This window comes from Streptomyces sp. NPDC023541 (assembly GCF_055559995.1).
Window position 1 is genome coordinate 431,992 of record NZ_JBVHJO010000007.1, and the last position, 14,752, is coordinate 446,743.

The 14,752-nt window shown below is 71.0% G+C and carries 14 protein-coding genes; 5 read left to right on the plus strand and 9 right to left on the minus strand.

Translation table 11 applies throughout. From position 1 onward, the window contains the following. Window positions 1-84: 84 nt before the first annotated feature. Window positions 85-888, minus strand: a complete 804-nt coding sequence (locus ACZ3X1_RS20380; protein WP_356812970.1) for an SGNH/GDSL hydrolase family protein — start codon at window positions 886-888, stop codon at window positions 85-87. Further along, the gene (locus ACZ3X1_RS20385; protein ID WP_356812969.1) at window positions 872-1,450 is read right to left on the minus strand and encodes a PadR family transcriptional regulator; all 579 of its coding nucleotides are present in this window, start codon (window positions 1,448-1,450) and stop codon (window positions 872-874) included. Before ACZ3X1_RS20385 ends, ACZ3X1_RS20380 begins: the two co-directional genes overlap by 17 nt. Before the next feature lie 95 nt (window positions 1,451-1,545). On the opposite strand from ACZ3X1_RS20385, the gene ACZ3X1_RS20390 reads away from it, so the two are divergent. Then, window positions 1,546-1,965 carry a nuclear transport factor 2 family protein gene (locus tag ACZ3X1_RS20390; RefSeq protein ID WP_467280517.1) on the plus strand — a complete coding sequence of 140 codons (420 nt, stop codon included), beginning with the start codon at window positions 1,546-1,548 and terminating at the stop codon, window positions 1,963-1,965. Between the two features lie 37 nt (window positions 1,966-2,002). Here the strand turns inward: ACZ3X1_RS20390 and ACZ3X1_RS20395 are convergent, their stop codons facing one another. Together ACZ3X1_RS20395 and ACZ3X1_RS20400 are read right to left on the minus strand one after the other, a co-directional pair. Continuing rightward, complete coding sequence (locus tag ACZ3X1_RS20395; protein ID WP_390078776.1) at window positions 2,003-4,465, minus strand: cation-translocating P-type ATPase; 2,463 nt, start codon at window positions 4,463-4,465, stop codon at window positions 2,003-2,005. 578 nt (window positions 4,466-5,043) lie between these two features. After that, on the minus strand, window positions 5,044-5,337 hold the full coding sequence (locus ACZ3X1_RS20400) for a DUF2530 domain-containing protein (protein WP_467280518.1): 294 nt from the start codon (window positions 5,335-5,337) through the stop codon (window positions 5,044-5,046). A gap of 193 nt (window positions 5,338-5,530) precedes the next feature. Between ACZ3X1_RS20400 and ACZ3X1_RS20405 the strand changes: the two genes are divergently transcribed. Beyond that, window positions 5,531-6,991, plus strand: coding sequence for an NCS2 family permease (locus tag ACZ3X1_RS20405; protein ID WP_467280519.1), 1,461 nt, complete (start codon window positions 5,531-5,533; stop codon window positions 6,989-6,991). Window positions 6,992-7,009: 18 nt separating this feature from the next. Here ACZ3X1_RS20405 and ACZ3X1_RS20410 read toward each other — a convergent pair whose 3' ends face one another. Then, window positions 7,010-7,192, minus strand: a complete 183-nt coding sequence (locus ACZ3X1_RS20410; RefSeq protein ID WP_030662366.1) for a hypothetical protein — start codon at window positions 7,190-7,192, stop codon at window positions 7,010-7,012. A 141-nt stretch (window positions 7,193-7,333) separates the two neighbouring features. On the opposite strand from ACZ3X1_RS20410, the gene ACZ3X1_RS20415 reads away from it, so the two are divergent. From ACZ3X1_RS20415 to thpR, 3 genes are all read left to right on the plus strand, one after another. Continuing rightward, on the plus strand, window positions 7,334-7,771 hold the full coding sequence (locus ACZ3X1_RS20415) for a MarR family winged helix-turn-helix transcriptional regulator (protein ID WP_356812964.1): 438 nt from the start codon (window positions 7,334-7,336) through the stop codon (window positions 7,769-7,771). A gap of 25 nt (window positions 7,772-7,796) precedes the next feature. Beyond that, complete coding sequence (locus ACZ3X1_RS20420; RefSeq protein WP_467280520.1) at window positions 7,797-9,164, plus strand: MFS transporter; 1,368 nt, start codon at window positions 7,797-7,799, stop codon at window positions 9,162-9,164. A 121-nt stretch (window positions 9,165-9,285) separates the two neighbouring features. After that, window positions 9,286-9,840, plus strand: coding sequence for an RNA 2',3'-cyclic phosphodiesterase (thpR, locus tag ACZ3X1_RS20425; protein WP_356812963.1), 555 nt, complete (start codon window positions 9,286-9,288; stop codon window positions 9,838-9,840). Between the two features lie 92 nt (window positions 9,841-9,932). Here thpR and ACZ3X1_RS20430 read toward each other — a convergent pair whose 3' ends face one another. The 4 genes from ACZ3X1_RS20430 to ACZ3X1_RS20445 all read right to left on the minus strand — a co-directional run bounded on the left by ACZ3X1_RS20430 (window position 9,933) and on the right by ACZ3X1_RS20445 (window position 14,704). After that, entirely contained in the window at window positions 9,933-11,474 is a 1,542-nt protein-coding gene (locus ACZ3X1_RS20430) for a peptidoglycan DD-metalloendopeptidase family protein (RefSeq protein ID WP_467280521.1), read from the minus strand. A gap of 94 nt (window positions 11,475-11,568) precedes the next feature. Further along, window positions 11,569-12,999, minus strand: a complete 1,431-nt coding sequence (locus tag ACZ3X1_RS20435; protein WP_467280523.1) for a C40 family peptidase — start codon at window positions 12,997-12,999, stop codon at window positions 11,569-11,571. A gap of 220 nt (window positions 13,000-13,219) precedes the next feature. Then, window positions 13,220-13,396, minus strand: coding sequence for a hypothetical protein (locus ACZ3X1_RS20440; RefSeq protein ID WP_467280524.1), 177 nt, complete (start codon window positions 13,394-13,396; stop codon window positions 13,220-13,222). A 315-nt stretch (window positions 13,397-13,711) separates the two neighbouring features. Then, window positions 13,712-14,704, minus strand: coding sequence for a helix-turn-helix domain-containing protein (locus tag ACZ3X1_RS20445; RefSeq protein WP_467280525.1), 993 nt, complete (start codon window positions 14,702-14,704; stop codon window positions 13,712-13,714). Between the last annotated feature and the right edge of the window lie 48 nt (window positions 14,705-14,752).

A 14,752-nucleotide genomic window follows, 5' to 3' on the forward strand; every position in this document is an offset into this window, starting at 1 on the left:
TGGACTTGCTCGTCCGTCACCGGCCCGGACCGGCCGGCCCGGCGGCCAGACACACCAAAGACTGACGCCCGGGACGCGGTCGGGTCACCGCTCCCGGGCGGTACCGGTGGTTCCGGTGGCCAGGGGGAGCAGGTCGGGGCGTTTGGCGGTGCGGCCGTCGCCGGAGGAGCGGCCGCGCAGGCGGCGGCCCAGCCAGGGGCCGAGGAAGGCGGTGGCCCAGCGCAGTTCGGCCGCGACGGCGGAGCGGAGCAGCGCGTCCGGCGGCGGCAGCGGCTGCGCCCAGGTGTCGTCGCTGCCGGGGAGGCCGACGGCGTGGGCGAGGGCGGCGGCGATGCGTTCGTGGCCGAGTGAGCTGGCGTGGAGGCGGTCCTCGGTCCACATCCGCGGGTCCGCCACGGCCTCCGGCAGGGCGGTCTCGGCGACGAAGACCCCGTGCCGGGCGGCCGCGGCGCGCACGAACTCGTTGAGTTGGAGCAGGCGGGGGGCCAGCGGTCGGGCGAGGGGCGCGATCCTGCCGATGTCGGGGAAGGTCACGGTCGCCACGTGCGCCCCGGCGGCCGTGAGCGCGGCGAACATCTCCTCCAGGTGGCCGGCGACCTCGGCCGCCACGAAGCGGGGCCGCAGCACGTCGTTGACCCCGGCGACGACGGTGGCGATGTCGGGTCGCAGGGCCAGGGCGGGTCCGAGCTGTTCGGCGCGGACCTGGCCGGCGAGACGTCCCCGTACGGCGAGGTTGGCGTAGAGCAGGCCGGGGCGGGCGGTCTCCAGGTGCCCGGCGAAGCGGTCGGCGAAGCCGCGCAGGCCAGCGGTGTCGTCGCCGTCGCCGAGCCCTTCGGTCTGACTGTCGCCCAGGGCGACGTAGCGCCGGTACTCAGTGCGCGTCGGCACGGGTGGTCAGCCCCTCTCGCTCTCGCAGGACCGCCGCGCTACGGCGGCACCAGTCGCGGTGCCCCTGCTCGAAGGCGATGCCGCGCAGGCCGGTCAGGTACCCGCCGATCGCGTCGCCGCGGAGCAGGAACTCCTCCTCGTCGAGGTCGCCGCGCATCTTGCGCAGCACCCTGCCGAGGAGGTCGATCTTGGCGTCGGCGGCGGCCGCCCGCTCGTCGAGCTGTGCGATCACGGACGCGGTACCGATCCGGTCGGCGTTCTGGACCTTGACGAGGAGGTCGTCGCGGATGACCGAGGGCTTCACGGCCGCCGCCGCGAACGCTTCCAGCTCGGCCCGGCCGGCGTCGGTGACCTGGAAGAGCCGCTTGTTGGGGCGCGCCTCCTGGACCACTTGGCGTCCCTCGACCAGGCCTTCCTTCTCCAGCTTGGCCAGCTCGGTGTAGAGCTGCTGGGGGGAGGCGTGCCAGAAGTTCGCGACGCCGATGTCGAACGACTTCGCCAGCTCGTAGCCGCTGAACTCGCCGTCCAGCAGCGCCGCCAGTACGGCATGTCGCAAGGCCATCGCGGCTGCCCCTTCCCTTTCCTCGTCCTCCACCGCATGATACTCACGAAACTGACTAGTCAATTCCTTGATTATCAGGAGGAGCCGTGGAATCCGTGACGGAGACGACCGCCGAACGCTTCCGTGCCGCCGTGGAGAAGCGCGACCTGTCCGCGCTGGAAGACCTGTTCACCGAAGACATCAGGCTGTACAGCCCGGTGAAGTTCCGCCCCTTCCAGGGCAGGCCGATGGTGCTGGGCCTCTTCGGGGTCCTGCTGCGCGTCTTCGAGGACCTGCGCTACGTCGGCCACTTCGACGGCACGACCGAGACCAGCGCGGACGGCGCCCCGGCCCCGGCGTCGGTCCTGCCCTTCCGGGCCACGGTGGACGGCAAGGAGATCCACGGCATCGACATGCTGCACTTCGACGAGTCGGGCCGCATCAAGGAGTTCACGGTCATGGTCCGGCCCCAGTCCGCGGTCCACACCCTGGGCCAGGCCGTCCTGACCGGCTTGCAGGCGGACGGACTGGCGTAGGGCGCGGGCGACCGGCCGGTCAAGCAAGTCAGGCCGGTCAGGCCGGGAACATGCGGTCGACCCGGCGGAAGGTGAATTCGATGAGGGTCGCGGCGGCCGCCGCGACCGCCACCGCGGTCCACGGCATCGTGGCTCCGACCAGCTTGAGCTGGAAGAAGTCCTGGAGCCACGGCACGATCAGGACGATCAGGAAGGCTCCGCCCATCGTGCCCACCAGGGCCACGCGCCACCAGGTGTACGGGCGGGCGATGATCGCCAGGACCCACATCGAGGTCAGGAACAGCGTCAGCGTCGCCGCGCTCGTCTCCGCGGGCAGGGCGTCCGCGCCCGTGTAGTGGTGGCGGGCGACCAGGTAGGTGACGAAGGTGGCCGTCGCCGCGATCACGCCGCCGGGGATCGCGTAGCGCATCACCCGTTTCACGAAGTGCGGTTTCGCGCGCTCCTTGTTCGGGGCCAGGGCCAGGAAGAACGCCGGGATGCCGATGGTGAGGGTGGACAGCAGCGTCAGGTGGCGCGGCAGGAAGGGGTACTCGACCTGCGAGCAGACCACCAGAATGGCCAGCAGCACCGAGTAGACCGTCTTCGTGAGGAAGAGGGTGGCCACGCGCGTGATGTTGCCGATCACCCGGCGGCCCTCGGCAACCACCGACGGCAGGGTGGAGAAGCTGTTGTTGAGCAGGACGATCTGCGCGACGGCGCGGGTGGCCTCCGAGCCCGAGCCCATCGAGACGCCGATGTCGGCGTCCTTGAGGGCGAGCACGTCGTTGACGCCGTCGCCGGTCATGGCGACGGTGTGGCCCCTGGACTGCAGGGCGCCGACCATGTCCCGCTTCTGCTGAGGGGTCACGCGCCCGAAGACGGAGTTGCCGTCGAGGACCTCGGCCATCTCGGCCTGCTCGGCGGGCAGCTTGCGGGCGTCCACGGTGTTCTGCGCGCCGGGCAGGCCCAGCTTGCCGGCGACGGCGCCGACGGAGACCGCGTTGTCGCCGGAGATGACCTTCGCCCTGACGTTCTGGTCCTCGAAGTAGCGCAGCGTGTCGGCGGCGTCGGGGCGCAGCCGCTGCTCCAGGACGACCAGCGCGGTCGGCCTGACCCCGGTGGCGACGGCCTCGTCGTCCAGCTCGCGGGCGGAGCGGGCGAGCAGCAGGACCCGCAGGCCCTGTTCGTTGAGGTCGTTGATCTCGTCGAGGGCTTGGTCCCCGGCGGGCAGCAGTACGTCGGGCGCGCCGAGGAGCCAGGTGTTGTTCTCCCCGTCGCCCTCGCTGAAGCTGGCGCCGCTGTACTGCCGGGCGGAGGAGAAGGGCAGGGACTCCGTGCACCGCCACTCGGTGCTGTCGGGGTAGGCGTCGATGATCGCCTGGAGGCTGGCGTTGGGGCGCGGGTCGGACTCGCCGAGCGCGCCGAGCACCTTCTTGACGTACGCCGGCTCCGCACCGCCGAGCGGGCGGAGCTCGGTGACGTCCATACCGCCCTCCGTGAGGGTGCCGGTCTTGTCGAGGCAGACCACGTCGACGCGGGCGAGGCCCTCGATGGCGGGCAGCTCCTGTATGAGGCACTGCTTGCGACCGAGGCGGATGACGCCGATCGCGAAGGCCACGGAGGTGAGGAGGACGAGCCCCTCGGGGATCATCGGCACGATCCCGCCGACCGTCCGGGCGATGGCGTCGTTGAGGTTGTTCTCCTTGACGACGAGCTGGCTGATGATCAGGCCGATGGATGTCGGGATCATCATCCACGTGACGTACTTGAGGATGGTCGAGATGCCGGAGCGCAGCTCGGAGTGGACGAGCGTGAAGCGGGAGGCCTCTTCGGCCAACTGGGCGGCGTAGGCCTCGCGGCCCACCTTGGTGGCGGTGAACGCGCCGCCGCCGGCGACGACGAAGGAGCCGGACATGACCTGGTCGCCGGGCTTCTTCAGGACGGGGTCGGCCTCGCCGGTGAGCAGGGACTCGTCGATCTCCAGGCCGTCGGCCTCGCCGACGGACCCGTCGACGACGACCTTGTCGCCGGGACCGAGTTCGATGACGTCGCCGAGGACGATCTCGGAGGTGGAGATCTCCGCGGTCCGGCCGTCGCGGCGCACGCTCGGTTTGGCCTCGCCGATGACGGCGAGGCCGTCGAGGGTCTTCTTGGCGCGCAGCTCCTGGATGATGCCGATACCGGTGTTCGCGATGATCACGAAGCCGAAGAGGCTGTCCTGGATCGGCGCCACGCAGAGCATGACCACCCAGAGGACGCCGATGATCGCGTTGAAGCGGGTGAAGACGTTGCCGCGGACGATGTCGGTGGTGGAGCGCGAGGAGCGCACCGGGACGTCGTTGACGTCGCCGCGGGCCACGCGCTCGGCGACCTCGGCCGTGGTCAGCCCGCCCGGCTTGAAACGGGGCGCCGGAGGCCGCACGGGGTGCACCGGGTCGAGCTCCGCCCCGGCGTCTATGGCCGTCCCGGGCCCGCCGCCCGGCTCCCGCCCGTCATGGTCGATCCTCGCCCGCTCCGTCATGTTTTCGACGGTAAGCGGGGTTGTAGGGCTTCACCTGCCGAGAAGCCGGAAGACGCGACTTCCGGATGACCCGAATCGTCCCCGGGTAGGAGCCGGCGCCGCCCCGCGGAGTGGAGACACTCCGGGACGTGGCCGAGTGACCCCACCACCGCCCGGCAGCCCGGTCGGGCCGCGCCACGACTGTCCGCACGGGCGGGAGCCGAGCCGCTGGGCGGCCGCCGCTCGCCGCCCGGCCGGCACAGGACCGCGGGGCGGGGACACTCCGGGGCGTCCCCGCAGGCCGAGCGAACCCACCCCCGAGACACATGCCGGTCCGGCGAAGGGTTCACGAGCCGAGGAGACGCCCCGCAGGGGCACCGCCCCGCACCGAAGCCGCCCCACGAACCACCACACCGTGCCGATCCGAAGCCCCCGCGAGGGCACCGCACCGCCCCGCACCAAAACCCCGCAAGGGCACCGCTCCCGTCCCGACGAAGCGCAGGGGCGCCGCTCCCGCCGGAGGCGGCCCCGACAGGCGTCCGGGCCGTCTCTTTCGGTGGCACCCGCGCACCGGACGTCCAGGGGGCTCCGACGACTGCCTAGGCCTCCGCGGCTCCGCCCGACTCCTGCCGAGCCTGCGCAGCAGCGTCGGCGGCGTGCCGCTTCAGCGCCGCCTCGCGGCCGCGGACGTACCAGATGCCGATCAGACCGAGGAAGCCGCCGGCCGCGCAGGTCCAGACCCACCACAGCTGGCCGCGGTCGGCGAACCACCCGTAGAAGGGCAGCTGGACCACGAAGAGGGCGAACCACAGGATCGTGCCACCCGTGACCGTCGCGACGACGGGGCCCTCAAGGGGCTCGGGCGCCTCGTGCTTCGCAATCCATTTCGCCATGCAGCCAGTTTAAGCGGGGGCCGGAGCGCGTCCCGTCCGGCCGTTCGGCCCGCCCGGCGCTCGCTCCCGCTGCCCCGCCGCGGGGCCACGCGCTGTCTACGCGCGGAGATGGACGGCCCTTCTCTGATGTGTTCATACTGAAACGGTTTGGGCGCGGCCCATTTTCTTCGTATGAACCACCAATGAGGACCGTATGAGCACCCCGGCCCCCGCCCCCGCACCCGCCACTCCGGAGCCCTCCCCCCGGGAGCCCTCCGGCGGGCTGGACCGCTACTTCAAGATCTCCGAGCGCGGCTCGACCGTCGCTCGCGAGGTCCGCGGTGGTTTCGCGACCTTCTTCGCCATGGCGTACATCATCGTGCTGAACCCGATCATCCTGGGCAGCGCGAAGGACATGTACGGCCACCAGCTCGACAGCGGTCAGCTCGTGACGGCCACCGTCCTGACGGCCGCCTTCACCACGCTCCTCATGGGCGTCATCGGCAACGTCCCCATCGCGCTCGCCGCCGGCCTCGGCGTGAACACCGTCGTGGCCCTCCAGCTCGCCCCGCGCATGAGCTGGCCCGACGCGATGGGCATGGTGGTCCTGGCCGGCTTCGTCGTGATGCTGCTGGTCGCCACCGGGCTGCGCGAGCGCGTCATGAACGCCGTCCCGCTGGGCCTGCGCAAGGGCATCGCCATCGGCATCGGCCTGTTCATCATGCTGATCGGCCTCGTCGACTCCGGCTTCGTATCCCGCATCCCGGACGCCGCGCACACCACGGTTCCGCTCCAGCTCGGCGGCAACGGCCACCTCGACGGCTGGCCCGTCCTGATCTTCGCGATCGGCACGCTGCTCACCCTCGCCCTGCTGATCCGCAAGGTCCCCGGCGCGATCCTGATCTCCATCGTCGCCATGACTCTCGTCGCGGTCGTCGTCCAGCTCGTCGCCGACCTGCCCGCCTCCGGCTGGGGTCTGACCGTCCCGGCGTGGCCCGGCAACCCGGTGGCCGCACCCGACTTCGGGCTCGTGGGCCAGGTGAGCCTGTTCGGCGGCTTCGGCAAAGTCGGAGTGCTCACCGGCGTCCTCTTCGTCTTCACCGTGCTGCTGTCCTGCTTCTTCGACGCCATGGGCACGATCCTGGGCGTCGGCGACGAGGCCAAGCTGATCGACAAGACGTCCGGCGAGTTCCCCGGCATCAACCGGGTCCTGTTCGTCGACGGCCTCGCCGTCGCCTCGGGCGGCGCCACCTCCTCCTCGGCCACCACCTGTTTCGTGGAGTCCACGGCCGGCGTCGGCGAGGGTGCCCGTACGGGCCTGGCGAACATCGTGACCGGCGCCCTGTTCGCCGTGGCGCTGTTCCTCACCCCGCTGGCCACCATGGTCCCGTCGCAGGCCGCCACGCCCGCCCTGGTCGCGGTGGGCTTCCTGATCCTGGCGGGATCGGTCAAGGACATCGACTGGAGCGACTTCACCATCGCCGTCCCGGCCTTCCTGGCCATGGTGATGATGCCCTTCACCTACTCGATCACCAACGGCATCGGCATCGGCTTCATCGCCTTCAGCGTGCTGCGTCTGGCGACCGGCCGGGGCCGCGAGGTCCCGACCGCCATGTACGTCGTGTCGGCGGTGTTCGTCTTCTACTACGCGATGCCCGCCCTCGGCCTCGGCTAGGACATCCCGCCGGGCGTCCTACGTCAGCCCGTAGAACTTCTCCGTCTCGTCGACGGCCGACTTGAAGCGCTCGTCGAAGTCATCGCGAATGAGCGTCCGGACCACATAGTCCTGGACGCTCATTCCGCGTTTGGCGGCATGGATACGGAGCCTGTCGAGGAGCTCCCCGTCTATGCGCATGCTCAGCACATGTGTCCCCATGGCGAAAGAGTCGGGGCAGTGGGTGCGCACGCGTGTCACTTTCGGCCGTCGACTCACCCGTACGAGTGACCTGGCACATACCGGGTGCATGACCGGGAAATCCGGTGTTCTTTAGCGAGAGTAATGAGTTACTCTAAATACATGCCTGACCTCTCCCATGGCGACGATGCTGCCGCCGTGAACGACCTCCGCTCCGCCGTCATGCGGCTGGGGCGGCGCCTGAAGCACCAGCGCGTCGACGAGTCGCTGAGCCCGACCGAGATGTCGGTCCTCGGCACCCTCGCCCGCTGCGGCCAGGCCACCCCCGGTGAGCTGGCGCGGCGGGAGCACGTCCAGCCGCCGTCCATGACGCGCATCGTCGCGTTGCTGGAAGCCAAGGGACTGGTCACGCTGGAACCTCACCCCGACGACCGCCGCCAGAAGGTGGTCCGCCAGACGGAGGAGGCCGAAGCGATGCTCGAAGAGAGCCGCCGCAAGCGCAACGCCTTCCTGGCCGGGCTCGCGGCAGAGCTGACCGAGGGCGAATGGGCCAAGCTGCGCGCGGCCGCACCCGTCCTGGAGAAGCTCGCACACCTGTAGGAACGACGCCAGGAGGCGAACGCTTTTGAGTACGGGAAACGGAGCAGACTCCGCACCCGGCCACATATCCACCCCCACTACCGCCGCGCGACCCGCGGCAAGCGCGGCACCCGCGAGCAGGAACTCGATGTTCAGCTCGCTGAGGATCCGGAACTACCGGCTTTTCGCCACCGGCCAGGTCGTCTCCAACACGGGCACCTGGATGCAGCGCATCGCCCAGGACTGGCTGGTCCTCTCACTGACCGGCTCCGCCTCCGCCGTCGGCATCACCATCGCCCTGCAGTTCCTGCCGATGCTGGTGTTCGGCCTCTACGGAGGCGTACTCGCCGACCGGCTGCCCAAGCGGCCCCTGCTCCTCGCCACCCAGAGCGCGATGGGCCTCACCGGCATCGCGCTCGCCGCCCTCACCCTCGCGGGCAACGTCCAGGTGTGGCACGTCTACCTCGCGGCCCTCCTCCTCGGCCTGATCACCGTCGTGGACAACCCGGCCCGCCAGACCTTCGTCCCCGAGATGGTCGGCAAGGACCAGGTCGCCAACGCCGTCAGCCTCAACTCGGCCAATTTCCAGTCCGCGCGGCTGGTCGGCCCGGCGATCGCCGGCGTGCTGATCACCGCCGTCGGCTCCGGTTGGGCCTTCCTGCTCAACGGCCTCTCCTTCGCCGCGCCCATCGCAGGCCTGCTGATGATGCGGACGAAGGAGCTGCACCCGGTGCAGCCGCGGCCCCGCGCCAAGGGCCAGCTGCGCGAAGGCCTGCGCTACGTCGCCGGCCGGCCCGAGCTGGTCTGGCCGATCGTCCTCGTCGGCTTCATCGGCACCTTCGGGTTCAACTTCCCGATCTGGCTGTCGGCGTTCGTGAGCGACGTCTTCCACGGCGACGCGGGCACCTACGGCCTCTTCAACACCCTGATCGCGGCCGGCTCCCTCGCCGGCGCCCTGCTCGCGGCCCGCCGCGGACACTCCCGCCTGCGGCTGCTGGTGGCCGCGGCCGCGCTGTTCTCCGTACTGCTGCTCGTGACGGCCTTCGCACCCGGCTTCTGGCTCTTCGCCGCGCTGCTCGTACCCCTCGGCGTCTTCGGCCTGACGGTCAACGTCACCGCCAACTCCAGCGTGCAGATGGCCACCGACCCCGAGATGCGGGGCCGGGTCATGGCCCTCTTCATGATGGTCTTCACCGGCGGCACCCCGCTGGGAGCCCCGCTGCTGGGCTGGATCACGGACACTTACGGCGCGCGCGTCGGCATGGCCTCGGGCGCCCTGATCTCCCTGGCCGCATCCGTGGCCATCGCGGTGGTCCTGGCCCGCGTCGGCAACCTCCGGCTGCGGGTCGGCCGCCACGGGGTGGCCTTCGTCCCGGCCGTTTCGCGCCGCCGCGAACTGGTGACGGTGGCGTAGCCCCTCGCCTCCGGCGGGGCCCGGACCGGCGCCTCACGGGGCTCCGCCCCGGCCCCCGCCGGGCTCCGCCCGGACCCGCGCCCCAAACGCCGGCGAGGCTGGACTTGGCTACCCTCGCCGCATGAGACTGTTCGCCGCCGTTCTGCCGCCGGACGCGGCCGTCGCCGAGCTCGCCGCCGCCGTGCACGCGGTGCGCGACGACCGGCTGACCTGGACCGCGCAAGCGGGCTGGCACTTCACGCTCGCCTTCATGGGCGAGGTGCGCGACGACGTGCTCCCCGAGCTGTACGCCCGCCTGGAGCGGGCCGCCCACCGGACGGCGCCCTTCGCGCTGCGCCTGCACGGCTGCGGGCACTTCGGCGACCGCGCCCTGTGGACCGGCGCCGCCGGGGAGCTCGACGCCCTGCGCCTGCTCGCCGACCGGGCCGACGCGGCCGCACGGCGGGCCGGGGTACCCATGGAGCAGCACCGCCGCTACACCCCGCACCTGACCCTCGCCCGCAGCCGCCATGCCACCACCCCGCTGCGCCCGTACCTGGACGCCCTCGCGGACTTCGAGGGCACCGCCTGGCAGGTGGACACCCTCAGCCTGGTCCGCAGCAACCTGCCCGCGAGCGGGGTACCGGGCGAACAGCCCCGCTACGAGACCGTGCGCGCCTGGCCGCTGGCCGGCTGACCGCGTACGCACGGCGAACGCCGTGAGGCGGCCCGTCCTGCAGGGACGGGCCGCCTCACGCGTCTTCACCTCGGGCCGTCGCCTTCAGGTGGTCACCAGCCGCCGGTGCCGATCTCCTTGCGGGCGCCGAGGCCGCCGGCGCCGGTGCCCGGGTAGAGGAAGAGCTTGCCGGTGGAGTTCTGGACGGCGATCAGGTCGTCCGAGAGCTGCGAGTTCAGCAGGTCGCCGCCGATCAGGTCGGACATGCCGTTCCAGCCGCCGGAGCCGATCATGATGCGCGGGCTCAGGTAGCCCTTGTCACCGGGGTACATGAACAGCTTGCCCGTGGACTTCTCCACCGCGACCAGGTCCTGACGGCCGCTGTTGTTCAGGTCCATGCCGGTGAGGTTGGACATCCCGTTCCAGCCGCCGGAGCCGATCTCCTTGCGGGGGGCGAGCTGGCCGCCCGCCGTGCCCGGGTAGAGGTACAGCTTGCCGGTGGACTTCTCCACGGCCGCCAGGTCGGCGATCTTGTCGCCGTTGAGGTTGAGGGCGGTCAGGTTGGACATGCCGTTCCAGCCACCGGAGCCGATCATGATGCGGCTGCCGCCGGAGCCGATCGTCGAGTTGTCGGCGCCCTTGTAGAGCCACAGCTTGCCGGTGGACTCCTCCACCGCGGCGATGTCGTCCTTGCCGTCGCCGTCGAAGTCGCCGCCGGTCAGGTTGGACATGCCGTTCCAGCCGCCCGAGCCGATCAGGACACGGCTGCCGCCGGAGGCGATGGTGCCGTTGGACGCGCCCTTGTAGAGCCACAGCTTGCCGGTGGACGCCTCCACGGCGGCGACGTCGACCACGTTGTCGCCGTTGAGGTCGGCGGAGGCCAGGTCGACCATGCCGGTCGAGCCGGTACCCCCGTCACCGGGGCCCTCGGGCATCGGCTCCGGGGTCTTGGTGGCGCAGTTCTTGCTGGTCAGCGACTTGGACCAGGAGCCGGAGCCGCTGAAGACACTGCCGTTGAAGGTCGGGCGCTGGTCGACCAGGTCGTGGCGCTGCTCGAAGTGCAGGTGGGCGCCGGACGAATTGCCGGTGCTGCCCACGATGCCGATCTGCTGTCCGGCCTTGACCGTCGCGCCGCTCGATACGTTGAAGCCGTTGAGGTGGGCGTAGACGGTGGACCAGCCGCCTCCGTGGTTGATGACCACGTACTTGCCGTAGCTGGAGCCGCCGAGGTCCCTCACCTTGGACACGACGCCGTCGGCGCTCGCCACGACGGGCGAGTTGACCGTCGAGCCGCCCTGCGTCCAGTCGATCGCGTTGGCGGTGGGGCTGTGGTGGGGGCGGGAGGCGCCCTGCCAGGTCTCGCCGCACTTGAACGGCATCTGGAAGTCGGGGCGTTCGTCGCCGGAGGTCGCCGCCATGGCCGTCATCTGCGAGCCCTCGGGCAGGCCGAGGTCGTCCGCCGTCAGCTGGGTCATGTCGCCGTGCGGATCCCCCGGAGCTCCGTCGGCGTTGGCACCGCCGGCCGAGAGGGCCACCGCGGCGACGGTGGCGCAGACGAGGCCGGTGGCGATGCGGACCCGGCGGGACATGAGGCGGGAGAGGCCGGAGGCGGTGGTGGCGGCGGTGGTGGCGGCGGCGGTGGTCTCAACAGACATGGGAGTGCTTCCAAACCGGCACGGAGGTGCCAAAAAAGGGTGTCAGGAAAGGGGAGTTGCGAAAGGAGAGCGGGGAGATGCGTCGAGCGTGGGGCTACCAGCCGCCGGTGCCGATCTCCTTGCGCGCCCCCAGGCCCGTGCCGGTGCCCGGGTAGAGGTAGAGCTTTCCGGTGGCCTTCTCGACGCCGACGAGGTCATCGTTCGCGTTCGAGGTGAAGTCGCCGCCGGTGAGGTCGTTCATGCCGTTCCAACCGCCCGAGCCGATCTCGGTGCGGGCGTTCAGGCCGGTGCCGTTGCTCTTGTAGAGGAAGAGCTTGCCCGTCGACCTCTCGGCCCCGACGATGTCGGTCTTGCCGTCGTTGTTGATGTCCATGCCGACCAGGTCGTGCATGCCCATCCAGCCGCCGGAGCCGATCAGCACACGGGTGCCGCCGCCGCCGATGGAGCCCGCGCCGTTGCCCTTGTAGAGCCACAGCTGGCCCGTCGACTTCTCGACGCCCACGATGTCGGCCTTGCCGTCTCCGTTGAAGTCGCCGCCGACCAGGTCCTGCATGCCGTTCCAGCCTCCGGAGCCGATCTCCTTGCGGGAGCCGACACCGCTGCCCGTTCCCGGGTAGAGGTAGAGCTTTCCGCTGGACTCCTCGGTCGCGACGATGTCGTCCTTGCCGTCGCCGTTGAAGTCGCCGCCGGCGAGGTTGGACATGCCGTTCCAGCCGCCGCTGCCCATCTCCACGCGGGTGCTGCCGGTCGCGATGGTTCCGGCGGAACTGCCCTTGTAGAGCCACAGCTTGCCGGTCGAGGCCTCCACGCCGACCACGTCGTCGACGGCGTCGTCGTTGATGTTGACCGCGACGAGGTCGGTCATGCCGGCGGGCGGGGCCGGGGGTGTGGTCACGTCGTCCACGACGTTCTTGTTGCGCACCGGGACGAAGGGGCCGTAGCCGTCGTAGTAGGGGTAGTCGTAGACGCGGTGGTGGACTCCGCTCGGGGTGAAGTCGAAGCCCCAGTACTTGGTGCGGCTGGAGTCGACCCACTTCTCGAAGAGGACGACGTGGCCGCTCGAACCGGAGTCGTCGTCGAGGAGGGCGTCGCCCGCCTTCAGCTCCCCCTTGGTGATCTGCTCGGTCACGCCCCGGGGGCCGAAGGTGTCGGTGAGCAGCGAGGAGTCCAGGTCCCAGGCCATCGAGACGAATCCGGAGCAGTCGGTGCGGTAGCCGCCGTGGCGGCCGCCCCCGCTGTAGTGCAGGCCGATGCCGACCCAGCTCTTGGCGCGGGCGATCACCGAGCTGCGGGTGATCTTCGTACTGGTCGAGGAGTAGACCGCCGCTCGGACCTCCCCGTCGACCGGCTCCTCCGCGCCCTGGCCGGTGCTGCCGTAGTCGTCTGCGAGGGGGGTTTCGGCTGCGGCGGCCGCCGGAGCGGCGAACGCCGCGGTGTCGACGGCGAGCACGGTGCCTGCGGCGACGGCCCCGGCGATGAGGGCGGCTACGGCGGCATGGCGGGTGTTCAACCCGTATCGGGACATGGCTGTGCTCCGGTTCTGGTCAGGTGAGGTCTGGGGCCGCCGGGAGCGCGGGCTCGACCGGCGGTGGTGCTGCGGGTGTGCGAGGTGGGGCGGACGGACAGCTGTCCTGCAGGTACAGCGGTCCTGTGGGGTGTTGCGGCGGTGTGCGGGGCGGGGCCGGGCCTGACTGGGTGGCTGGCCGGCCGGCTGGCTGGCTGGCTGGCTGGCTGGCTACGGGGCCCTACGGCCGGCTCGTCACCACTGCCGGCGGGGCGTCGACGGGGGCGGACTGGCCGGCCGTGCTGCCCGCCACCTGGACCGGGTGGGCCGGGGCGTGGGCGGAGGCCATCGGTGCGACGGAGGTGATGCCGAGGGTGAGGGCGACGACCGCGGTGGCCCGGAGGATTCCAGTACGCATGGGGGTGGTTCGTCCTTCCGAAACGAATGGGATGGTGGCTTGAACCCGTCGTCCTCGGACGTCCCGCGGTGGCGTCCGTTCAGGGGTTTCAGGGCCTTCGGTGCTTGTCTCCGGGGGGCTGCCCCGCTGACAAGCAATAGATTCGCCGCTGCCCGGGCCGGGCGGAAGAGAGATCGACTGGCCCGAAAAGGCCATGGCCGAACCTGGCCACAGTGGCCTGATCCAGCCCCTCCTTCCGGCCTCCCCACACACGAAAACCGCCCGGCGGGACCACGAGAGTGGTCCCGCCGGGCGGCTTTCGATCGGCCGTGCCCGTCAGGCGCGGGCGGGCAGCCAGCCTTCCTGGACGGCTCGGACGCCGGCCTCGAAACGGCTGCGCGCCCCGAGCCGTTCCATCAGCTCGTTGGCGATACGCCGGGCCGTGCGCGAGGAGACCCCCAGCCGCTTGGCTATCGCGTCGTCCGTGTGCCCCTCCGCCAACAGCCGTACGGCGGCGGTCTGTTGCGCGGTCAGGCCGTCCGGCCCCAGGACCGCCACCTCCGCCAGCGGCTGCGCCGCCGCCCACGTCGACTCGAAGAGCGCGCACAGGGCGACCAACATGCCGTGCCCGGTCAGGACGACCGCTCCCGCCGAGGAGTCGTCGCTCACCGGGATCAGCGCCGTCCTGCGGTCCACGATGAGCATCCGCGTCGGCAGCGACGCCACCGTACGGACCTGACCCCCGAGCTCGGTGAGCCAGTTGGCGTGCTCGACGGAGGGCCGGCTGTTGCGCACGCTGTCCAGGTAGAGGGTGCGCATGCGGACGCCGCGTTCGAGCAGTGCCCTGTTCAGGGGGCGGGAGGCGGCCAGCGCCGACTCGCTCAGCGTGGCATCCGGCGAAAAGGCCAGCAGCTCCTCCTTCGTCTCCCGCGTCAGTGCGACCAGGCGGTCGCGGACCGCGTCGAGGCCGATGAGCTGCTCCACCCCCGGGTGCCTGGCGGCCGGCCGCAGCTCCGAGTATTCCGAGATCAGCCTGGCCGCGGCGGCCCGGGACGCCTCCAGCCGCTGCTGCTGCGCGGCGAGTTCGGCCTGCCCCCGGGCCATCAGGATCTCCATCCCGATGTCCGGGGAGACGGCGCGCAGCCGTCCGCTGTCGTCGGCCGACGGCTGGACCAGGGCCAGCTCGCTCAGCATGTCCAGCGCCTCGCGTACGTCGCCCTCGCCGATCCCCACGGCGTCGGCGAGCGCGGTCACGCCCGAACCGGGTTCCATGAGCATGGCCCGGTAGACGGCCTCGGCTCTCGCGTCGAGGCCCAGTTCGGTCAACATGTGTATCCCCCCACCCCGTTGGCACTTCGATGAGGAAGATCATCTCAA